A 22,026-nucleotide genomic window follows, 5' to 3' on the forward strand; every position below is an offset into this window, starting at 1 on the left:
GTGGGGCTCGGGGCAAATGAGAGGTGCCGGATGGGAGGTGCAGCGCAGGCCTGCGCCGAACCGCCACGCCCTGTAGGAGCGCGCTTGCCCGCGATAGCGGTGGGTCAGCCGCTATTGATGCAATGTGTGCCGACGCTGTCGCGGGCAAGCGCGCTCCTACAGGTTTTGCGTTGATCCCGGAATTGGGATTACCAGTCGTAGGTCACGGTGGCGATGACGTTGCGGCGCGGGCTGTAGTAGCAGGCGGTCGGGTTGGTGCAGGCGGTCACGTAGTCCTTGTCGAACAGGTTCGCGGCGTTGACCGACACGCGAGTGCCTTGCAGGTCATGGGCGAGCTTGCCCAGGTCGTAATGGATCGCTGCGTCAGCCACGGTCACGTTGCCGGTCTTGATGCGGTTGAGCGAAGCACTCGGCGAGCTGCCACTGCTGCCCCAGACCGCCCCGGTGTATCGCGCACCCATGCCCACGCCGAAGCCATCCAGAGGGCCTTCGCGGAAGGTGTAGTCCAGCCAGGTCGAGGCCTGATGACGCGGCGTAAACGGCAGTTCATTACCTTTATCGGTGTACGCCGAGGTGATGTAGCCGGACTTGGTCACTTCGCTGTCGGTGTAGGTGTACGAAGCCAGCACATCCAGATTCGGCGTCAGCGCGGCCTTGCCTTCCAGTTCGAAGCCTCGCGTCTCGGCCTCGCCGATCTGCACAGTGTTGCGCGTGTCAGCCGGGTCAACCGTGGTCAGGTTCTGCTGGGTCAGCTTGTACACCGAGGCTGTGATGTAGCTTTCCTGGCCCGGCGGCTGGTACTTCACGCCTGCTTCATACTGCTCGCCCTCGGTGGGCTTGAAGATCGGCGTGGTCGAGCTGACGCTGGTGTTGAGCGTCGGGTCGAACGACTGGGAGTAGCTGAAGTACGGCATCACGCCGTTGTCGAACAAATAACCCAGCCCCGCGCGCCAGGTGCCTTTCTCGTCATCCTGCTTGATGTCGCGGTTGGTCGGGTTGGCGCGGTCCGGGCGGAACGCGCTGTCGGCCTTGGCCCAGTCGTAACGCCCGCCGAGGGTCAGGATCCAGTGGTCCAGCTTGATCTGGTCCTGGAAATAGACGCCGGTCTGCTTCTGTACCTGATACATATCGCGACCCACGTACTGGTTGCTGACGCTGCCGCCGTAGGTCGGGTTGTACGGGTTGATCGAGGTGAAGCTGCCGTTGACCACGTCGTTGTTCAGCGCGCTGCGGCGAAAATCCACGCCCATCAGCAGGGTATGGTCCAAGGCGCCGGTGGTGAAGTTGGCCTGGGCCTGGTTGTCGACGTTGAAAATCTGGATGTTGCGCTTGATGTCCGACGCCAGCCGCGCCAGCACCGGGCTGGTGGCACTCACATAACCGTTGTTGAACGCCGAGCGGTTCTGCACGTTGACCTTGCTCCAGCGCAGGTTCTGACGAACGGTCCAGGTGTCGTTGAAGTGATGCTCAAACAGGTAGCCGAGTTGGAAGCTTTCGCGGCGCATCTGATCGTAGTCCGGGTCACCCAGCAGAGTGTCGCTGCCGATGTGGCCCCAGGGCGAGCCGTTCAGCGAGCCTTTCTGCGGGTAGTACTGCTCGGTGGTGCCGCCCCAGTCGCGTTGATATTGCGCGAGCAGGGTCAGCGAAGTGTCGTCGTTGGGGCGCCAGGTCAGGGCCGGGGCGATGAAGTTGCGGTTGTTGTCGACATGATCGACCTGGGTGCCGCTGTCCTTTACCAGACCCGTCAGGCGATAGCTCCACACGCCCTGATCGTCCAGCGGGCCGCCGAAATCGAAGGCGCCTTGCTTCATGTCGTGGCTGCCGCCCTGGATCTGCACTTCATGCAGGGGCGTTGCGGTGGGCAGTTTGCTGGTCAGGTTGATCAGCCCGCCCGGACGGCTCTGGCCGTAGAGCATGGAGCTTGGGCCGCGCAGCACCTCGATGCTTTGCAGGCCGTAGGGCTCGGACATGCCGCCCTGGCCGCTTTCGCCGTAGGGCAGCATCAGGCCGTCCTGAAACACATAGGGCGAGAAACCGCGCACGCGAAACTGCTCGCGGGAGTTGTTGGCGCCGGTGTATTCGCCGTAGATGCCCGGCGTGTAGCGCACGGCCTGGCTGACGTCCTGCACGGCCTGATCGTTCATCTGCTTGCGGCTGACGACCGAAATCGATTGTGGGACTTCGCCCAGCGGGGTGTCGGTCTTGGTCGCGCCCACGCTGCGTGTGACGACGTAGCTGTGGTCGCCGTTTTCGCTGTCGCTGTTCGAGATGCCGTCGATGGTGGTGGCGCCGAGGTTGACCGCGCCCGCAGGCAGGCGCTTGAGCGTCAGAGTGCCGCCGCTGGTGGTTTCAAGACCCAGCCCCGAGCCGGACAGTGCCTGGCTGATCGCCTGTTCGGTGCTCATGTCGCCGTGCACGGCGGGCGCCTGATGGCCGGCCACCAGCGACGGGTCGTAGACGATCTCGCGACCGCTCTGTTGGGCGATGCGTCCCAGGGTCGAACTCAGGCTGGCGGCGGGCAGATCGAAGCTTGCGGCTAGGAGCATCTGGCTGCTCAAGGCCAACGGGCCCAGCAGCAGGGCGGCGCGCAGCGGGTTCAGACGAAAGGCGTTACGTGTACGGCGGGACATGACTCGGGCTCCATTGGCAGTCGCATGAATGAGCGGTTCATGGGGTATGTCCAACGAGACCGAAAAAGCGATATAGGCAATATGAAAAAATTTTGGTTTCGGTGAATTCTCCGTAGCAGCACGGCTTGCCGGCGGGGCGGTGGGTCAGTCACAACTGAGTCGCCTGACACGCCGCCCCCGCCGGCAAGCCGTGCTGCTACGAAAGGAAAGTGGACATTCAGCTAGGCCAATTCGACGCTGACCCACCAGTCGCCAAACCGGTTGATGCGCAGCGGCATGGTTTGCTCCAGCGCACTGAGGGCTCGATTGCTGTGGTCAAGCGAGAACCCGCCGGACACTCGCAAGCGCGCCGCCTGTGGGCTGACCCGAAGCACGCCCGTGCGATACGGGCGAAACGCGTCGAGCACCTCACCCAGAGACCAGTCGATCACGTTCAGCCAGCCATCCTGCCAACTGGCTTCACCACTGCGGTTGGCGCTGAGCAGTTCGATGCGGTCATTGAATTGCGCACCGTGCCCGGCCTGCAGTTGTGTCGTCGCGCCGCCGCGGCTGAAAACCGTCACGCTGGATTGATTCACCCAGACGCGGCTTGAGGTTTCACCACAGGCGACCATGAACCGCGCGCCGCTGGCCTGTACGCAGCCAAATTCGGTGAGCACCTGAAGGGGGCGGTCTTCCCGGGTTGCATCGACGATGATCTTGCCTGCACGCAGGCGTAGCTGGCGCTGGCCTGGATTGAAGTCGACGTCCACCGCGCTCTGCGCATCCAGCACGATACGGCTGCCATCGATCAATGTACGGCTCAGGCGCTCTCCGGTGCCGGTGCGCAGATCCGCACCGAACTCCGCCAGCGGCATGCCCGGTTGGCTGAGCAGGCGACCGCCCAAACCAATACCCGCAATGGCCAGTGCACCGCGCAACAGATGACGGCGGCTGGGGCGTGGCGCTTGAAGTGTGCGGCGGGCGAGGTTATCCACAGGGGACAGCGTACGCTGCACATGGCCCTGCACCTTTTGCCACGCTTGCGCGTTGGCCGGGTCGGCATGCAACCAGCGCTCGAAGGCGCGGCGCTCGTCGGGCAGCGCGGATTCGTCGCGCAGGCAGGCGGTCCATTCGATGGCTTGTTCGAGGGCGGAGCGGGGCGGGTTCATTGCTCGAACAGCTCGCTGCAGCACAGGCGCAGGCCCTTGGCGACGTACTGGCGCACGCGGATGGTCGATACGCCGATCATCTGCGCGATGTCGGCGTATTTCATGCCGTCGAGCTGGCTGCACAGAAACGCCGTTCGGGCCCGGGGCGACAGACCGTCGAGCAGGGCGTCGATGGCCATCAGGCTTTCCATGGTCAGCGCGCGTTCTTCGGGGGAGGGCTCGACGGCTTCGGGTTGCGCGGCGAGGGCATCGAGGTAGGCGCGCTCCAGATCGCGTCGGCGCCAGGTGTCGTACATCAGGCGTTTGGCGATGGTGGTCAGCAGCGCACGGGGCTCGCGAATCGACTGCGGCGCGGGCATCGCCACCACTTGCACGAAGGTTTCGGCGGCCATGTCGGCGGCATCATGACGACAGCCCAGCCGCGCCCGCAGGCGGTCCAGCAGCCAGCCGTGATGATCGCCGAACAACTGCTGGAGGATGTGCTGGCGCAGGGCGGCGTTGCCGGGGGCGGGCGAAGCGAGGAGATCGGCGGACGGCATAACGAAAATAATCGCAACAGGTAATGAGAGCGATTATCAGTTGTTCGGGGTGCCAGCACAATGCCCAAGGCAAGCACGATCGCTGTAGGAGCGCGCTTGCCCGCGATTGCGGTGGGTCAGCCGGCATTGATGCAATGTGTGCCGACGCCGTCGCGGGCAAGCGCGCTCCTACAGGTTTTGCGTTGGTCCCGGGATTGAGGACCGGCGCAGTTCGCGTAGCAGCACGGCTTGCCGGCGGGGGCGATTTTGAGGGCGCCCCCGCCGGCAAGCCGTGCTGCTACGGGCCAATCACAGATGTGTGAATACCGTCTCAGCCGGCAAACGCGACTTGGGCAGCTTGGCGTTGAAGTCTGTCTCGCTGCGGTAGCCCAGCGCGACGATCACCAGGCTGGTGAAGCCTTGCTCGCGCAGGCCCAGTTCCGCGTCCAGTTTCTTGAAGTCGAAGCCTTCCATCGGCGTTGCGTCCAGGCCTAGCGAAGCGGCGCCCAACAGCAGGGTGCCCAGCGCCAGGTAGGTCTGCTTTTCCATCCAGTGCTGAACGTCCTTGGTGTCGTGCTTGTGCATGTTCACGTAACCGCGGCGGCTGTTGTCCTGCCCGGCCTTGGCGTCGGTGTTGGGGAAGCGACCGTCCTGCTCTTCCTGGGCGAGCACGGTTTGAAGGTGCTCTTCGGTCATCTCGGTGCGGGTGCACAGCACGATCACGTGGGAGGCATTGAGGATCTTGCTTTCGTTGTAGGCAAAACCGCCTTCCGCGCCCTTGGCCACGCGCGCCTTGCCTTGCTCGTCGGAGGCGACGATGAAGTGCCACGGCTGCGAGTTCACCGACGAAGGGCTGTGGCGCAACTGGTCGAGCAGGGTGTCGATGCTTTCCTGCGGGATCTTGCGGCTGTTGTCGTAGGCTTTGGTGGTGTAGCGGGATTTGGCGAGTGCGGTGAGTTGCACGGGGAATCTCCTGGGTAAAAAGTAACAAGAAAACAATTGGGCGCAGCCGTGAGCCGGCACCGAAAACGGCGCCGATCTTCACATGCAGCAGGTCAGTTGAACAGGCGGATCAGAAGCCTTCGAGCACGATCTTGCCGCGCGCCTTGCCGCTCTCGATCACTGCATGGGCACGGCGCAGGTTTTGTGCGTTGATGGTGCCGAAGTGCTCGCCGAGGGTGGTTTTCAGCACGCCCTGATCGATCAGCGCCGAGACGCGGTTGAGCAGTTCGTGCTGGGCGATCATGTCTGGGGTTTCGTACAGCGAGCGGGTGAACATCAGCTCCCAGTGCAGCGACAGCGCCTTGCGTTTCATCGGCACCACGTCGAGGGTTTTCGGATCGTCGATCAGCGCCAGCTTGCCCTGCGGGCGCAGGGCGTCGATCAGTTGCGCAAAGTAGCTGTCGGTGTGGGTGAGGCTGGCGACATGGCTGACCTGGCCGACGCCGATCTTTTCCAGTTGCGCCACCAGCGGCTGGCTGTGGTCGATGACGTGGTGCGCGCCGAGGCCTTTGACCCATTCGGCGGTTTCAGGGCGCGAGGCGGTGCCAATGACGGTCAGCTTGGTCAATTGACGGGCCAACTGGACGAGGATCGAGCCCACGCCGCCGCCTGCACCGATGATCAACAGGCTGTCACCTTCGCCCGCACCTTCCTTCACGCCCAGGCGATCGAAGAGCAATTCCCATGCGGTGATCGAGGTCAGGGGCAGCGCCGCCGCGTGGGCGTTGTCGATGGATTCTGGCTTGTGGCCGACGATGCGCTCGTCCACCAGATGGAATTCGCTGTAGTTGCCGGGGCGGGCGATGGAGCCGGCGTAGAACACCTCGTCACCGGCCTTGAACAGGGTGACGTCGCTGCCGGTCTCGCGCACCACGCCGACGGCGTCCCAGCCCACCACTTTCGGTTCGGTGGCGGCCGAGCCGGCGCGAATCTTGGTGTCCACCGGGTTCACCGAAATGGCCCGTACTTCCACCAGCAGGTCGCGTGGACCCGGGGCGGGTTTGGGCAGGTCCATGTCGATCAGAGCCTGTGGGTCTTCGATGGGCAGGCCGTGCTGGGTAAAGGCGATGGCTTTCATGGCGTTCTCTCGTTGAAGGCTGCGATGGATGTTCAGAAGATGGAGCCATTGTGTTCTTCTCAGCTGACAAGAAAAACAGGCAAAATTCGTCAAGACTTTCACCCTTGGAGTGAAAATGATCCGCATCGACGATCTTGCCCTTTTTGTACGTACCGCCGCGCTCGGCAGCTTTTCCAACGCCGCCCGCGAGGTGGACCTGCTGCCCGGGCAGGTGGCCGCAGCGATCAAGCGCCTTGAGCGCGAGCTGGATATCCGCCTGTTCGCCCGCTCGACCCGCAGCCTGCGCCTGACCGCCGAGGGCGAGCAATACCTGCCCACCGCCCGCAGCGTGCTGGACACCCTGAAGGAAGGCCGGGAAAAACTGCGTCGCGAAAGTGCCGAGTTGCAGGGCACGTTGCAGGTGGCGATGCCGTCTGACCTGGGGCGCAATGTGCTGCTGGGCTGGATGACCGAATTTCGCCGGCTGCACCCCGCGCTCAACCTGCGCCTGTTCGTGTCCGATCAGGTGGTCAACCTGTTCCGGGATCCGGTGGACGTGGCGATCCGCAGCGGCGTGATAGAAGACGCCAATTACATCGCCCTGCCGCTGGCGCCCTGGAATCGCCGGGTGCTGGTGGCCTCGCCGGATTACCTGGCGCGCAAGGGCCGGCCAATGGAGTCGGAAGATCTGCTGCGCCATGACTGCCTGCAGTACATCCTCAATGGCCGTGTTTATGACAAATGGCCGGTGGGTGGGCGGGTGTTCACCGTGTCCGGGCCGTTGATGACCGACGACGCCGATCTGGTCAGGCGCTGGGCGGTGAGCGGTGAGGGGATTGCCTATAAGTCCTGGGTGGATGTGCGCGAAGACGTGCTGGCGGGGCGGCTGGAGTTGCTGCTGTCGGATTACGCAGGCGAGCCTGCCCCGGTCAATCTGGTTTATCCCCACCGCAAGCAGTTCTCGCCTGCGGTGCAGCAGTTGCATTCGATGCTCAAGAGCTGCTTTGCCGAGCTGGAGCAGGGGTTGCCCGAGTTGTTGTGAACGCACTGTAGGAGCGCGCTTGCCCGCGATTGCGGTGGGTCAGCCGGTATTGATGTAATGTGTGCCGACGCCGTCGCGGGCAAGCGCGCTCCTACAGGGTTTGCGTGTTGCCGGAATCCCGATCCGGCGCGAGAAATCGACGTTAATGGGAATGCCGTGGCTCGCCGCTTCGGGCGATCACCCGCAAGTGCAGGGTCGCGGGCTCCAGGCAGCCGCCTGTGGATAACTGGCCCACCAACTGGCGGTACAGCTCTTGCCACGGGGTTTGCGAGGCCGGCATTTTCGGTTCGAACTGCGCCCGGCGTTCGGCCATTTCCTCGTCGCTGACCAGCACGTTCACGCTGCGGTTGTTGAGGTCTACCCGCAGCCGGTCGTTGGTTTTCAACAGCGCCAGGCCACCGCCCACTGCCGCCTCGGGTGACATGTTGAGGATCGACGGGCTGGCCGACGTGCCGCTCTGGCGCCCGTCGCCCAGGCAGGGCAGCGAGTCGATGCCGCGCTTGATGAGTTCGGCCGGAGGCGCCATGTTCACGACTTCCGCGCTGCCCGGATAACCGACGGTGCCTGCGCCACGGATCACCAGGATGCAGCGCTCGTCGATGTCCAGCGACGGGTCGTTGATCCGTGCGTGGTAATCCTCCGGCCCTTCGAACACGATCGCCCGCGCTTCGAAGCTGTTTTCCGCGCCGGGCTCGGACAGGTAGGTCTTGCGAAACGCCTCGCCGACCACCGACATCTTCATGATCGCGCTGTCGAAGAAATTGCCGCTGAGCACGATGAAACCGGCGCGGTGTTTGAGCGGGTCTTCGTAAGGGCGAATCACGTCGGCGTCGTGGGCGACGGCATTGCGCACGATCTCGCCCACGGTCTTGCCCGACACCGAGTGGCAGTCTTCATGCAGCTTGCCGGCCTTTTGCAGCTCATGCATCACCGCCGGAACGCCGCCGGCGCGGTGGAAACCTTCGCCCAGGTATTTGCCCGCAGGCATGCAGTTGACCAGCAGCGGGACGTCCTCGCCGATGCGTTGCCAGTCGTCCAGGCTCAGCTCGACGCCCATGTGCCGGGCGATGGCGATCAGGTGCGGTGGGCAGTTGCTCGACGCGCCGAGGGCCGATGCGACGGCAATCGCGTTCTCGAAGGCTTCGCGGGTCATGATCTGCGAGGGACGCACGTCTTCGCGCACCAGGTCGCAGATGCGCTTGCCGGTCAGGTAGGCCATCTGGCCGCGCTCGCGGTACGCCGCCGGAATGCTCGCGCAGCCGGGCAGCGACATGCCCAAGGCTTCGGCCAGGGCGTTCATCGAAAGCGCCGTGCCCATGGTGTTGCAATGCCCCACCGACGGCGACGCGGCGGTGGTCATTTCCATGAAGCCTTCGTAGTTGATTTCTCCCGCCGAGAGCAGATTGCGCGCGTGCCAGAGCACGGTGCCTGAGCCGATCAGCTCGCCCTTGTGGCGGCCGTCGAGCATCGGCCCGCCAGACAACACGATGGCCGGCAGGTCGGTGGTGGCGGCGGCCATCAGGCAGGCCGGGGTGGTCTTGTCGCAGCCGGTGGTCAGTACCACGCCGTCCAGCGGGTAGCCGTGGAGAATTTCCACAAGGCCCAGGTAGGCGAGGTTGCGGTCCAGTGCTGCGGTGGGGCGGCGGGTCTGCTCGGCCATCGGGTGCACGGGGAATTCCATGGGGATCCCGCCCGCGTCACGAATCCCGGCCTTCACTCGCTGCGCCAGTTCCAGATGATGACGGTTGCACGGGGCCAGATCGCTGCCGGTCTGGGCGATGCCGATGATGGGCCGGCCCGATTGCAGCTCTTCACGGGTCAGCCCGTAGTTCATGTAGCGCTCGACGTAGAGCGCGGTCATGTCGGCGTGGGTGGGATCGTCGAACCATTGCTGGCTGCGCAGGGGGCGTTTCGGTGACTCGGACATGGTTCGGTTTCTCTTGTAATTGGAGTATCTGAAGACGCTGATCCCTGTAGCAGCACGGCTTGCCGGCGGGGCGGTGTGTCAGTCATCGGTATGTCGCCTGACACACCGCTCCCGCCGGCAAGCCGTGCTGCTACGGAACCGCGTCTGGGCGACGCATTGTGGGCGTCATTCGCGCGGCAGCAAGCCTCGCGCCGCCAGGTTGTGAAACAGCGCTCCCACACCGAAGGTCCATGGAGTCGCGCGGCTGCTGTGGGTCACCTCGTTGTGCAGGCTGCCCAGGTGCTGGCTGCTGATGCTGACTGCGTCTCCGAGCTTGTGGGTAAAGCCGCCGCCGACGTGATCGCGGTCTTCGGTCGGGGCGAACAGGGTGCCCAGGTACAGCAGGAAGCCATCGGGGTATTGGTGATTCTCGTTGAGGGTCTGGGCGACCAGGTCTTCGGGATCACGGCTGATCTGCGACATGGAGCTTGAACCCTCCATCACGTAGCCGTCACTGCCTTTCACTTGCAGGTCGACCACGCAGTTGCGCACATCGTCCAGCGAGAACGTCTCGTCGAACAGTCGAATGAACGGGCCGATGGCGCACGAGGCGTTGTTGTCCTTGGCCTTGCTCAGCAGCAGCGCGCTGCGACCTTCGAAGTCGCGGAGGTTGACGTCGTTGCCCAGGGTCGCGCCCTGGATCTGCCCGCGGCTGTTGACCGCCAGCACCACTTCGGGCTCCGGGTTGTTCCATTGCGATTTGGGGTGAATGCCGATCCGGCTGCCACTGGTGACCGCCGCCAGCACTGGCGCCTTGGTGAAGATTTCCGCGTCAGGCCCGATGCCGACCTCCAGGTATTGCGACCACATGTTCTGCTCAATCAGCAGCGCCTTGAGCCTGCTCGCCTGTTCGGAGCCCGGCTTGATACTGCGCAGGTTGTCGCCGATGGCGCTGTGCACGATGGCTCGCACGCTTTCAGCCTTGGCCGGATCACCTGCGGCCTGCTCCTCGATCACCCGTTCGATCATGCTGGCGGCGAAGGTCACACCTGCGGCCTTGATGACTTGCAAGTCCGCAGGTGCCAGCAGAAAGGCGCGGCCAAGGTCAGGCTCGGCGGTGGAGTTGGCCAGCAACTCTTCAACACTGGCGATCAGCGTGCCCTGGGTTTCACGCACGACCTTGAGCGGCGATGGGGATTCCAGCAGTTCACTCAGGGTGGCGAAGCGCTCGGACAGGTCGAACACCCCGTCGCTGCGCAGGACCACCGGTGAAGGCCCGCCGACCTTGCCGGGCACCCAGGCGCGACCGATCAATGTGCCGTGCAGGCCGTCCACCGGCAGGGTGTTCTGGGGAGTGAGTTCAATGGGCATGGCAATCCTCGAAGGTTCTTGTGCTTTTGCTACCGACCCTAATAAGCGGCGGCGATAAACTCCAATGACATCTGGTCAATTATCGATAACACTGGGTTATCACGATGGAGGCTGCCGCCATGTCCGATATTTCCTTCTCCACGGTCTGTAACTGGCTCAAGTTCAAGCATCTGGTACTGATCGACACTCTGGCGCGTACCCGAAACATGCACGCCGCTGCCCTGCACATGAACCTGAGCCAGCCTGCGGTCAGCAAGATGCTGCGCGAGATCGAGCGCCTGCTGGGCTTCGACCTGTTCGAGCGCCTGCCGCGCAACATGCCGCCGACAGCCTTGGGCGAGCATGTGGTGCGCTATGCGCAGATCGCCCTCAACGACGCCAACAAGTTCGTCGACCAGATCAGCAGCCTGCGCGAGGGCGGGCACGGCTTTCTCAAGGTTGGCGCGATCTTCGCCGCCACGGCTGTGGTGTTGCCCGATGCGCTGGTGCAACTCAAGAAGCGCTGGCCGTTGTTGTCCATCGAGATTGTCGAACAGACCAGCGATCACCTCATGGAAATGCTCGACGACAAGAAGCTGGACCTGGCCGTCGCGCGCTACACCCACGAAAACCAGCAGCAGGTGTATGACTTCCAGATGCTGGCGCCCGAGCCCTTCTGCATGGTGGTCAACAGCCGCCACCCGCTGACGGCGCTGGAGCAAACCCCGCTGGAGGAACTGGGCAACTGGCCGTGGATTCTCTATCCGGTGGGCACGCCGATTCGCGCCCGCATGGAGCAGGCCTTCGCCAAGGCCGGGATCCCCCTTCCGCGCAACACCATCGACACCATCTCGATGCAGACCTTCCTGCAGGTGCTGCAATCCGGCCCGACCATCGCCATGCTGCCGGTGCCCATGGCCCAGGCTCATCTGGACGCAGGCTTGTTGAAAGTGCTCAACACGCCACTGAAACTGGCACCGCAGGAGTACGGAATTCTTACGCGCAAGGGTGAGCCGTTGCTCGGCGCAGCGTCGGAACTGGCCAATATTCTGCTGGCGAACACGCAACATGCCCGACAGTGATTCGATAACCGTTCGTTATCGATCAATGGGAACATGTCATTATTCTTCATCTATCCGTTGTCAGTAACATCCGCTGGTGTTTCGACCCCATAACAACAATACAGGCGCCATCAGGTGCCTGGAGGTCCCACCATGGCAACCGCATCTGATCGCCTGCCCGAATCGTCGGGCACCGGGCAAGCCGGCTTCGAAGATCGTACCTACCGTAAAGTCATCCTGCGCATCCTTCCCGTCCTGCTGCTGTGCTACATGGCGGCGTATCTGGACCGGGTCAACATCGGCTTCGCCAAGCTGGACATGCTCAATGACCTGCAATTCAGCAACACGGTCTACGCACTGGGCGCGAGCATTTTCTTCTGGGGCTATTTCATCTTCGAGGTGCCGAGCAACCTGTTGCTGCATCGCTTCGGCGCGCGGTTCTGGATTGCCCGGATCATGTTCAGTTGGGCCATCGTTTCCATGGCCGTCGCCTTCACCGTGCCCTTGGCGAAGTTTTTCCACATCGAGTCGGAAACCATGTTCTACGTGCTGCGCTTCCTGCTCGGCATCTGTGAGGCTGGGTTCTTCCCGGGCGTCATCCTTTACCTCAACTACTGGTTCCCGACGCGCCGCCAGAGCCGTGTGATGTCCGGTTTCCTGATGGCGATGCCGATCAGTCTGACACTCGGCGGCGTGATTTCCGGCTGGCTGATGACCAAGATGCAGGGCGTGCAAGGCATGGCGGGCTGGCAGTGGTTGCTGATTATCGAAGGCTTGCCGTCGGTGGTAATGGCGATCGTGGTGCTGGCGTTCATGGCCAACAACATCGACTCGGCCAAATGGCTGTCCCCTGAAGAAAAGGCCATGCTCAAGGCCAACCTCCAGCAGGACAACAAAGGCAAGGCGTCGAACCTGCGCGAGGTGTTCTTCAATGGTCGCGTGTGGCTGCTGGTGCTGATTCTGCTGACGTTCAACACCGGTTTCTACGGCCTGGCGTTCTGGATGCCTTCGATCATCAAGAGCGCGGGCATCAGCAACCCGCTGGACATTGGCCTGCTGACCGCCATTCCCTATGGCATCGCGGTGATCGCCATGACCCTCAACGCGCGCCATTCCAACAAGACCGGCGAGCGCCGCCTGCACGCCGCGATTCCCGCGATCATCGGCGGCATCGGCCTGATTCTCAGTGCGTATTTCGCCAACAACGTGGTGCTGTCGATCATCTTCCTCAGCGTCTCGGCTTCCGGCGTGCTGAGTCTGATGCCGATCTACTGGACCCTGCCGGGCACGGTCTTGTCGGGCGTCGCGGCGGCTGCGGGGATTGGCATGATCAACGCCATCGGCAACCTGTCAGGCTTCACCGGTTCGATGATTACCGCCGTCGCGGAAAACCTGACCGGCAACATCAACAACGGGACCTACGTGCTGGGCGCCTGCCTGTTCATCAGCGCTGGGCTGATCCTGTCGATTCCGCGTTCGATGTTGCAGCGCGAAGATTCGCCGGCACCTGTGCCGAGCGGGACGCTGTCCAACGCCTGAATGCTGATCAGCCTGCCATCGTCATACGCGATGGCAGGCTCGCCAATGCCTGATGTACGCCTTCTTCCTGCACTCCTAACATCGGTCGCACATGACCCGCGCCAGTGGCGCAATGCAGGAGAGCCCATGAAAAACTTCCGGATCGGCCAGATCGTCCCCAGCTCTAACACCACCATGGAAACCGAGATTCCGGCGATGCTGACCTCGCGCTATTCGCTGTTTCCCGAAGAGCGTTTCACCTTCCATTCCTCGCGCATGCGCATGATGCACGTCAGCCCCGAAGAGCTGAAAAAAATGGACATCGACAGCGACCGCTGCGCTCTGGAGCTGAGCGATGCGCGGGTGGATGTCATGGCTTATGCGTGCCTGGTGGCGATCATGTGCCAAGGCGCCGGTTACCACAAAGTCTCGCAGGAGCGGCTGGGCAAGACAGTCGCCAGCAACAAGTCCAGCGCACAGGTGTTGAGCTCGGCCGGTGCGCTGATCGACAGCCTGAACATGCTGAACTACAAGAAGGTGTCGATCATTACCCCGTACATGAAACCGCTGACGCAACAGGTCATCGACTACATCGAGGCGGCGGGGATCGAGGTAGTCGATTCGATCAGCCTGGAAGTTTCCGACAACCTTGAAGTCGGTCGTCTGGACCCGATGAACCTGGTGGCCCACGCCGACAAGTTGAATATCGGACAAGCCGATGGCGTGGTGCTCTCGTGCTGCGTGCAGATGCCCTCGCTGCCTGCGATTCAAGTCGTACAGGATCGGCTGGACAAGCCGGTGCTTTCCGCCTCGGTCGCTACTGTCTACCAGATGCTCAAGACCCTGGGTTTGAAGGCTCAGGTGCCGAACGCCGGTCATCTGTTGTCCGGGGCGTTCTGAGTCGGTGACTGACGAGGTACTATGGCGGCCACTCAGGCCTGCATGCCCGGTACCTCACATGAAGCTCGATCCTGTTTCGCTGCGCCTTTTCGTCAGTGTCGTCGAAGAAGGCACTATCGCGGCCGCCGCCAAGCGCGAACACATCGCGGCGGCGGCGGTGAGCAAGCGGCTCAGCGAGCTGGAAGAGTTGCTCGACTCGCGCCTGCTCAATCGCACCAACAAGGGCATCACGCCGACCGATGCCGGCCTGTCGTTGTTGTTCATGGCCCGCAGCGCGCTGAATAACCTCAACGAGATTGTCGTGCAGATGCGCGATTACTCCCACGGGCGTCGTGGTTCGGTGCAGGTGCTGGCCAACATTTCGGCAATTACCCAGTTCATGCCGGGGCTGATCAAATCCTTCATGGCTCAGTACCCGTTGATCAACGTAGGGCTTGAGGAGCAGCCGAGCCTGGCGATCACCAAGGCCGTGGCCGAGAACCGCGCCGACATCGGGATTTTCACCCGCCTGCCCCATGGCGCCGACATCGAAGTCTTCCCGTTCCGGAGCGATCAACTGGTGCTGCTGGTGCCCAATGGTCACCCGCTGGCGGGGCGTGAATCGGTCGCTTTTGCCGAGACGCTGGATCATGAATACGTCACGCTGCGAAGCGGTACGCACCTGAATTTCCAGCTGATAAAAGCCGCCAATGACATGGGCCGTTCGTTGAAAATCCGCATGGAAGTGTCGAGTTATGACGCTTTGTGCCTGATGGTTCAGGCGGGTGTCGGGATCGGCATCATGCCCAGGGGCAGCGTCGAGATTTACCGAATGGACAGCGCCACGGTTGTGCCGTTGACCGATGATTGGGCGCGGCGCGAACTCAGCCTGTGCGTCCGGTCCCGGGAAGGGTTGTCGATGGCGGCAGGGTTGTTTCTGGAGCATCTCCTCAAAAGCTGATCCAAGCCCCCTACGTGGGATTTTGCGACACAACTTGTAGGAGCGCGCTTGCCCGCGACGGCGGTGTGCCTGAGGGATACGAACTGTCTGACACGACGCCATCGCGGGCAAGCGCGCTCCTATAAGACGTTGCGGTGTACCCATAGAATCTACTTGGGGTCATACCCCCCGAAACATGCGCGAACCAACACCAGCATCAACATCAGGTTGCCCTTGAGCCCGCCGATCTTGGTTGGCACCTCACCCTGTGGATAACGTCGTACGCTCGGCAGTTCGATGCAGTGATAACCCAGCTTGGGCGCACGATAGGACAGGTACGCCAGCAGCTCGTAGGTCATGAACGCATCCCGAAAAATCGCCAGGCGCGGGTCGAGGAGGAGTTTGCGGCTGTAGGCGCGAAACCCTTGGGTGGTGTCAGTCCAGTCGTGGCCCGAGGCAATACTCAGCATCGGCGCGTGTATGAAACGGATGGCAATGTCGCGGGACTTTGGCGTGTTCTCTCCCGCACCGCCTGTGAGAAAACGCGACGCCTGAACGAAATCCACCCCTTGCCTGAGCGCGTTGATAAAGCGCGGAATCGCCTGCGGGTCATCCTTGTCGTTGCCGTCGATGGTCACGATCCCTTCGTAACCCTGATCCAGGGCAAAGGCATAGGCACAGCGCAACTGCGCACTGAGCTTGCCCGGTGCGGTCTTGACCAGCAAACCGCGCACCGCAGTGACCATCAGCATGTCGTGGGCCAGGGAATTGTCGGTGCTGCCGCCGTCGACAATGATGATGTCGGCCATCTGGTTGATCGCCAGCGCGGCCATGCGCGCCAGCAGGCTGACGATGCGGTCGCCCTCGTTGATGACCGGGATAATCACGCAGTAAGGATGCAGCCTACCCAGCCACAGCGGGGTGTCGAAGGTGGGAACCTGGCGTGTCAGTTGGGCCAGGCTCGGTCGTCCGGAGGTGTAGGTTGTGTCGGTCATCACGCCACCCGCGCAGTAATCAGGGCGACACCCGCGATTACCAGCACGATGCCGGCCGCCGTCGTCCAATAGAAGGTTTCACGAAAAATCAGCACCGAGGAACAGGCCACGGCAGCCACCGCCCCGGCGGTCAGCACCGGGTGAGCGATATTGAGCGGCAAGCGCGCCAGAGCGGCGGCGTACAGCAGAAAAGCGGTGCCGTATAACCCCAGCCCCAGCCAGAACGGCCAGTTGCCCAGGGCCTGCAGCGGGGCATTGAGCGAGGGAAAACTGCGCGGCGGCATCATGGCCATTTTCACCAGCACACTGGCCGATGCGTTGGAGAGGATCCCCAGGATCAGAATCGCCCACTTCATGATTGCGCCCTCAAGGCTTCGGCCCGGTAATGCCAGATCGCGACGTTCAGGGCACGCTCGATGGTATCGACGTGGGGCTCGTTGCGCTTGGGCAGCATCTCGATGGTGATCAGGTGATCGGGCAGGTAGCGGCTGATTGCGGCCGCCATCCCGGCGTGATCGGCAGTGCCGTCGCCCAGCGGCAGCAGGCTGGGCTCGCTGGCATGGACATGGCCGATCAACTCGGCGGCGCCCTGCAACACAGCGAACGGGTCCTCGCCATTGATCGCCAGTGAACCGGTGTCCAGTTGCATGAGGATATTGGGGTGATCGACCCGCCGCACCACCTCGGCAGTCAACGGGCTGCTGGTCATGAAGTTGGCGCCGTAGCACTCCGGGTTCGGTTCCAGGCAGATGGTCACGCCGTGGTCCCGGGCGACGTTGCCAAGCATTCTGAAAAACGGCACGGCGATGTCCATGGCCTCGTCGTCGCCCAGGCCGTTGCGGTCGCGGTTTTTCGGCGAGCCGAACACCAGTCGTGTCGCACCCAGGCCCTCGCCAATGCGGCAGACCTCATCCAGGTGCTGCAACATCGAGGTCTGGCTGGCGGCGCAGCCAAACAGGTTCAGCCCCTGGGTGCCGAACAGCAGTGCCTGCATGCCGGTGATGTCGATGCCGCGCCCGGCCCAGGTGTCACGCACGTCGGCAATCTGGCCAGGCGTGGCGGCCACCGGATCCGGAAAATACTTGCCCGGCGCGACGTCGATGGCGTCGATGGCGTAGCGCCTGAGCAGGGCTGCGATGTCCCGGTCCTCGACGATGTCCCAGGCGATGTTGGAGATGGCCAGTCTCATGCCCGGTGCTCCGTGGTATGCGGTTCCGATTGCGCATAGGCGCGCACCGCCATCAGCTCTTCCCGGGCGCTGTACTGATAACGCCCGCGAGCGCCGAACAGGGCGGCGTGGCAGGTCTGCATCGCGTAGCGCGCCGGCATCACGCTGCGCACGTTGTCGAACGGCTTGCCGAAACCTTCCTGCGAAATCTCGCTCACGGTGACCGGCTCGGCACACAGGTGCACCAGCTTGAGGCCGGCATTGAGTGCAACCTGGATGTCGTGGCAGAGGTTGACCATCGGGTAGAACTGGAAGGTGCCACGGCTGTCGATGGCCGACAGGTTGTGCTGGTTGTGGATGTCGAACACCACGTTCTTGCGCAGGCCGGGACCGACCAGGCCTGGCAGACGCACGATCAGATGCTGTGGGAAATAGTCCTCCACGAAGCACTCCAGCAAGCGCCGGTTCATGCCGTAGGCGTGCAGGCCCACCTCTTCGACCTGACTGTCTTCGTCCACGCCCATGGGCGTGTGAAAGACGTCCACGGTGCTGATCAGCACGAAGGTGCGGCAGCGCACCGAGCGCAGGTGCTCGATCAGGTTCTCGATCCTCTCGCGGTCGGCATCGGGGTCGCGGTTGGCGATCCATTTCTGTGCGGGGGCTCCAGCGCACACCAGCGCGTCAAAGGAGCGCCCCTCGATTTCGTGAATGTTGGTCGAGCGATACAGCGCGCCGAATTGGGTTTGACGCATCAGGGTCGAGCCGACGAAGCCGGTGTATCCGATCAGACCATTCATAGTTGCGCATCCAGCGGGCAGTGCACCCGGATCAGTTGGGCGTTGTACACGTAGAAATACGAGGTGTAGGTGCAGTTCAGGCGGCTGATTTCGGCCTCCAGCGCCTTGCCGCGCCCGCTGATGTCCTTGTCCAGATTGACGTGGGACACCAGCACGGAAAAGTCCTTGGAGGGGCGCTGTCGCAACAGCTCGGCGAGGGAGTCCAGGTACTCGACCTTGCCCATCTTCGGATCACGCATGCGCGTCGCTTCATCGTTCACACGCACGTACTGATGCTTGCTCAGGCGCTGATCGAGCAGGCTGTAGTACTCAAGCGACGGCTGGGCGTCGGGGTAGACCAGAAACTCGGTGGGCGGCATCTGCGCGATGTGCTCGTAGAGCGCGTTGTTGTCGACGTACTCGTAGTTCACGCCGCGAAGATTGTTGTAACAGGCCTTGCCCGCCTGCAGTGCCATCAGGCTCAGCAGCACCCAGCCCAGCACCTTGAGCGGGCGCGACGGGCTGGCGGTGAATTCCAGTACCCCAAGGCAGGCGATGACCATGCTGAATGGCGCCAGCCAGATCACATGGCGGGGATAGGTGGCAGGGTAGAAACCGGCGATTCGCCCTACGAGTACGATCAGCAGAATGCCAATGAAAAACAGATTCAGCCTGCACACGAAACCGCTTTTGTGGGTAAACAGCAGCACTACGCTGGCAACCCCGGACGTGATGAGCAAGGCTTTGCCATACGCCCCGAGAATCGCCTCCTTCAGCACGCCCAGCGAGCCCAGCGCGGTGGTCTTGTAATAGTCGTCGTAATTGCCCAGTTGAAACACGGTGAGGTACTTCATGTAGGCATACGCGACCACCACCACCAAAGCAGCCCCGGCAATCGCCACGACGGTCGATGCCTCGCGCTCGTTCCTGGGTTGCGACGCATGACGCACCACGGCATACATCAGCAGCGCGCCTGAAACGATCAGTGTTGAAAAACCCAGCACACTGATCGCAGCCGCCATCCCGATGGGCCAATGAAGATTGTCCTGTTCCGAGGACCGCCACAGCGCAGTGATCGCCAGAAAACTCACCGACACTTCGAGGAAGTAGTGCTTGAGCTCGGTCAGAAACAGGCCCATGGAAAACGAGTGGCCGATCAGCGCCAGCACAAACACCAGCGCCCCCCAGCGGTAAGGACGAAACACTGCGAACACCGGCGCGATCAGCACGCAGGAGAGCGCCAGCACCGACAACCTCAGCGGCGCGATGTTGTAGTGGAACAGCAGCATGATCGCCTTGAAGAACAGCGAGGCGAGCACCGGTTCCGCCTGATCGTAGTAAGGCAGCGGCTTGAAGAATTCCTCGGGGCTGCGCAGCTCGATGATGTCCTTGAGCAGCATCGCCTCGTCGATCCAGATCGAACGGGTGGCCAGCGTCAGGAACAGGCTCGCCAGCACCGCCACGGCGACAGGCAGCACGAGGGTCGGGTTGAGGCGCGAAAGATCAAAAGACTTCATTGTCCAGTTTCTCCAGCACGTCATAGATGTTGTCGATCTTGCCGCCAAGCACCGAGTAGCAGCCCGGCAAGCTGGCGTGCTTCTCGAACAGAATCGGGCGCCCGTCGTTGCGGTCGTTGCGCGCCAGGACAGTCTTGACCTCGTACAGCGAGTCGATGTGCTGCGAGTCGAGGATCGCCGGGATGTAACGGGCCACATCGCGCACCATGCGCTCGACACGGCTGGCACGCTCATGTCCGGCGAGCCTGTCGTAGGGGTTGATCGATTTCTCATCGTCCCAGTGCAGGTGCGGCGTGAAGCGCACGTGGGACAGCGTGTGCAGGTTGCGCGACGGAAACGGCATCATCGAAAAGAACGGCCCGTCCATTACCGTCACGCCCAGACCCTGCAGCGCGGACGGCATCTGCATCAGCGCCATTTCCGTGATCTCGTGACGCAGATCGGTGTCCAGCCCCGGGAACTCGCCGTTGAAATGATTGCTGCCGCTGTAGGTGCAATTGAACAGGTAACGGCAGCTCAGGCGCTGCGGGCCGCCCTCACTTTCAGTGACCACCTGCAAGGTGCTGTCGGGGCCCTGGTAGATCTCGGTGGCGCGGGTCAGCAGGCGGATCTGCACGCCGCAGTCTGCCAGTTCACGTTCCGCCCAGTGCGCCAGACGGGTCGAGTCGAAGGCGTATTCCTGCACCTGAAACACCGCCTCGATCAGGCGAGGCTCGAACAGCCCGTGGGCCGCGGCGTCCGCGCGCCTGACCTGGGCGCCGATATCGTGACAAAAGCGTTCGAACTGTCGGGCAGTGACTTTCGAATTGTGTCGGGCGATGGCGTAGAGCTTGGTGAAATCGCTCTTCACCGCATTGGGCCAGTCGGCCACGAAACGCGGCAGGTTGATCCGGCTGCGATAGGCCGTGGTGAAGCTGCGCGGGTAATGATAGCCGTTATGCACCCGCGCCTGATTGTTGTACGAGGCGCGCCTGAGCAAGCCGCTTTCGCGCTCCAGCAGTACGATGCGCTTCAAGCCGCGCTGGCGCGCCAGATGCACCGCAATCGCCGATCCGTAGAAACCACCGCCGATGACGATTGCGTCCAGGCAATCCCCTGGCGCGTTCATCGCGATGCCCGCTCGGCGCCCCAGGCCCGGACCACCTGGGCATTGGGGGTGATTTCTTCGACGTTGAGCCGTTCAAGGCGCGTCATTCGGCAACTGGTAAATTCCTGGCCGATGTAATACAGCGGCCCGTCGTTGGAAAAACTGGCCATGTTCAGGATGTATTCGCCAAGCACCAGCAACACCAGCGAAATCAGAAAGAACATCCCCGACTGCTGCAGCGAAAGGCTGGTCCAGCCTGCTGCCACATCGGTCTTGAACAGCGCGATCCCGACCACATACGCGCAATAGATCAGGTTCATCACCGCGCCAAACAGCGACAGCGCCGTCACCATCCGCATCGGCGCCCGCGTGCTGGAAATCAGCATGCGAATCCCCCGATCGACACTCTCCCCCAGATGCTTGCGCGGTTGCGCCTTGGGCGGAGCCGAGTAACTCAGACAGACCCTGGCAAATCCGCCTGTCGCCGGCAAATGACGGTAGATCATCGTGGGTTTGGGGTGCTGCAGGATGAAACTGATGACCTTGCGCGTCAGCAGCCGAAACTGCGGCGCCTCCTTGACCAGATGAATGCCGTTGAACCACCGGTATGCACGGTGAAAGAGTTTGAAAGCCAGGTAATAAGGCAGGCTTTGCGTGCTGTGCTCGGCGTTGCAGACGAACACCACATCCGCCCCCTGCGCCGCCTGCTCCAGCATGTTGGGCAGGAAGGCGATGTCATCGGCCAGCGGGTCGAGCACCACGGCATAGTCCCCCAACGCATTCTCCAGCCCCACCCAGGACGCCGTGTCCAGATCCACCTCACGGGTCAGCGCATACACCTGAAGATTGGCCACCCCGTCTTCGCCCGTCAGGCGTTTCAACTGCGCGATGCTGTCGTCGGTCGACGCGTTGTCGACAATGATCAGCTCATAGTCCGACACCATCGAAGCGATCAGCCCCGTCGCTTCAAGCAGCATCCCCTCAAGCCCCTCGGCCTGATTACGCACGACCAACACCACCGACAAGAAACAGGGAAAAAAAGCCATGGCGAGATACTCGAAACGGCCTTCCCTGGCGGTGTTTTTTTATAAGAGCGTGCAGACGGGTGTCATCAGGTGAACACGTGGGGAACGGGAATTATTCACAGGGCGGGAGGCGCAGTTTTGAGAGGTTTCAAGCGTGAATCGTTGGCTGCTTCGCAGTGCTATCGGGGTTTTCAAAGCACTGATTAATCAACGGGTTGTGTGTAACGATGTGGGGTATTGATATCCGTGAAGGGAGACAGATGTCAGGGGTTTTTACAGATCTGGTGAGGCGCAGGGCTTATTTAAAGTTTGCATGGGTAGGGCGGGGTTGGAGGGAATACTGGCGCCAGATCTGGAATACGTATGAAACTTGAGTGTATTTGTGGCCCTTGGGCTGCATAATC

Annotated in this window: 19 protein-coding genes; 5 read left to right on the forward strand and 14 right to left on the reverse strand. The window is 62.3% G+C overall.

The window, feature by feature from the left end; all coding sequences use genetic code 11:
* Positions 1–188 precede the first annotated feature (188 nt).
* From ACIPO9_RS21360 to ACIPO9_RS21380, 5 genes are all read right to left on the reverse strand, one after another.
* Positions 189–2,630 (reverse strand): TonB-dependent siderophore receptor, encoded by a 2,442-nt coding sequence (locus ACIPO9_RS21360; protein ID WP_400783343.1) that lies wholly within the window; start codon positions 2,628–2,630, stop codon positions 189–191.
* A 221-nt stretch (positions 2,631–2,851) separates the two neighbouring features.
* Complete coding sequence (locus ACIPO9_RS21365) at positions 2,852–3,781, reverse strand: FecR domain-containing protein (RefSeq protein ID WP_400783346.1); 930 nt, start codon at positions 3,779–3,781, stop codon at positions 2,852–2,854.
* The gene (locus tag ACIPO9_RS21370) at positions 3,778–4,320 is read right to left on the reverse strand and encodes a sigma-70 family RNA polymerase sigma factor (RefSeq protein WP_400783348.1); all 543 of its coding nucleotides are present in this window, start codon (positions 4,318–4,320) and stop codon (positions 3,778–3,780) included. Before ACIPO9_RS21370 ends, ACIPO9_RS21365 begins: the two co-directional genes overlap by 4 nt.
* A 288-nt stretch (positions 4,321–4,608) precedes the next feature.
* Positions 4,609–5,262 (reverse strand): oxygen-insensitive NAD(P)H nitroreductase, encoded by a 654-nt coding sequence (nfsB, locus tag ACIPO9_RS21375; protein ID WP_400783350.1) that lies wholly within the window; start codon positions 5,260–5,262, stop codon positions 4,609–4,611.
* A gap of 109 nt (positions 5,263–5,371) precedes the next feature.
* Positions 5,372–6,379, reverse strand: a complete 1,008-nt coding sequence (locus ACIPO9_RS21380; protein ID WP_400609015.1) for a zinc-binding alcohol dehydrogenase family protein — start codon at positions 6,377–6,379, stop codon at positions 5,372–5,374.
* Between the two features lie 115 nt (positions 6,380–6,494).
* Between ACIPO9_RS21380 and ACIPO9_RS21385 the strand changes: the two genes are divergently transcribed.
* On the forward strand, positions 6,495–7,400 hold the full coding sequence (locus ACIPO9_RS21385; protein ID WP_400783353.1) for a LysR substrate-binding domain-containing protein: 906 nt from the start codon (positions 6,495–6,497) through the stop codon (positions 7,398–7,400).
* Between the two features lie 142 nt (positions 7,401–7,542).
* Here the strand turns inward: ACIPO9_RS21385 and ACIPO9_RS21390 are convergent, their stop codons facing one another.
* Together ACIPO9_RS21390 and ACIPO9_RS21395 are read right to left on the reverse strand one after the other, a co-directional pair.
* Positions 7,543–9,327 carry an IlvD/Edd family dehydratase gene (locus ACIPO9_RS21390; protein ID WP_400609019.1) on the reverse strand — a complete coding sequence of 595 codons (1,785 nt, stop codon included), beginning with the start codon at positions 9,325–9,327 and terminating at the stop codon, positions 7,543–7,545.
* Between the two features lie 165 nt (positions 9,328–9,492).
* Positions 9,493–10,677, reverse strand: a complete 1,185-nt coding sequence (locus ACIPO9_RS21395) for a fumarylacetoacetate hydrolase family protein (protein WP_400783355.1) — start codon at positions 10,675–10,677, stop codon at positions 9,493–9,495.
* A gap of 119 nt (positions 10,678–10,796) precedes the next feature.
* Here ACIPO9_RS21395 and ACIPO9_RS21400 point away from each other — a divergent pair, with 119 nt between their 5' ends.
* From ACIPO9_RS21400 to ACIPO9_RS21415, 4 genes are all read left to right on the forward strand, one after another.
* Complete coding sequence (locus ACIPO9_RS21400) at positions 10,797–11,738, forward strand: LysR family transcriptional regulator (protein ID WP_274136023.1); 942 nt, start codon at positions 10,797–10,799, stop codon at positions 11,736–11,738.
* Between the two features lie 132 nt (positions 11,739–11,870).
* Positions 11,871–13,256, forward strand: a complete 1,386-nt coding sequence (locus tag ACIPO9_RS21405) for an MFS transporter (RefSeq protein WP_400609025.1) — start codon at positions 11,871–11,873, stop codon at positions 13,254–13,256.
* Between the two features lie 126 nt (positions 13,257–13,382).
* Positions 13,383–14,135 (forward strand): Asp/Glu racemase, encoded by a 753-nt coding sequence (locus ACIPO9_RS21410; RefSeq protein WP_400783358.1) that lies wholly within the window; start codon positions 13,383–13,385, stop codon positions 14,133–14,135.
* A 58-nt stretch (positions 14,136–14,193) separates the two neighbouring features.
* Entirely contained in the window at positions 14,194–15,075 is an 882-nt protein-coding gene (locus tag ACIPO9_RS21415) for a LysR family transcriptional regulator (RefSeq protein WP_400783361.1), read from the forward strand.
* A gap of 149 nt (positions 15,076–15,224) precedes the next feature.
* Here ACIPO9_RS21415 and ACIPO9_RS21420 read toward each other — a convergent pair whose 3' ends face one another.
* From ACIPO9_RS21420 to ACIPO9_RS21450, 7 genes are read right to left on the reverse strand one after another with little or no spacing between them, the layout of a single operon-like run.
* Positions 15,225–16,049, reverse strand: coding sequence for a glycosyltransferase family 2 protein (locus ACIPO9_RS21420; protein WP_274136272.1), 825 nt, complete (start codon positions 16,047–16,049; stop codon positions 15,225–15,227).
* Complete coding sequence (locus ACIPO9_RS21425; protein ID WP_400783364.1) at positions 16,049–16,405, reverse strand: multidrug transporter; 357 nt, start codon at positions 16,403–16,405, stop codon at positions 16,049–16,051. The genes ACIPO9_RS21420 and ACIPO9_RS21425 overlap by 1 nt, the downstream gene beginning before the upstream one ends.
* Positions 16,402–17,238: a sugar phosphate isomerase/epimerase gene (locus tag ACIPO9_RS21430; protein WP_274136275.1), complete on the reverse strand. Its 837-nt coding sequence runs from the start codon at positions 17,236–17,238 to the stop codon at positions 16,402–16,404. The genes ACIPO9_RS21425 and ACIPO9_RS21430 overlap by 4 nt, the downstream gene beginning before the upstream one ends.
* Positions 17,235–18,014: a pyridine nucleotide transhydrogenase gene (locus tag ACIPO9_RS21435; RefSeq protein ID WP_274136277.1), complete on the reverse strand. Its 780-nt coding sequence runs from the start codon at positions 18,012–18,014 to the stop codon at positions 17,235–17,237. Before ACIPO9_RS21435 ends, ACIPO9_RS21430 begins: the two co-directional genes overlap by 4 nt.
* A complete protein-coding gene (locus tag ACIPO9_RS21440; RefSeq protein WP_274136278.1) occupies positions 18,011–19,510 on the reverse strand; it encodes a hypothetical protein in 1,500 nt (499 codons plus the stop codon). Before ACIPO9_RS21440 ends, ACIPO9_RS21435 begins: the two co-directional genes overlap by 4 nt.
* Positions 19,497–20,618, reverse strand: coding sequence for an FAD-binding oxidoreductase (locus ACIPO9_RS21445; protein WP_274136279.1), 1,122 nt, complete (start codon positions 20,616–20,618; stop codon positions 19,497–19,499). The genes ACIPO9_RS21440 and ACIPO9_RS21445 overlap by 14 nt, the downstream gene beginning before the upstream one ends.
* Positions 20,615–21,643: a glycosyltransferase gene (locus ACIPO9_RS21450; protein ID WP_400609037.1), complete on the reverse strand. Its 1,029-nt coding sequence runs from the start codon at positions 21,641–21,643 to the stop codon at positions 20,615–20,617. Before ACIPO9_RS21450 ends, ACIPO9_RS21445 begins: the two co-directional genes overlap by 4 nt.
* Positions 21,644–22,026 lie beyond the last annotated feature (383 nt).

It is taken from the genome of Pseudomonas sp. NPDC090203 (assembly GCF_044746765.1).
Classification (GTDB): domain Bacteria; phylum Pseudomonadota; class Gammaproteobacteria; order Pseudomonadales; family Pseudomonadaceae; genus Aquipseudomonas; species Aquipseudomonas putida_AD.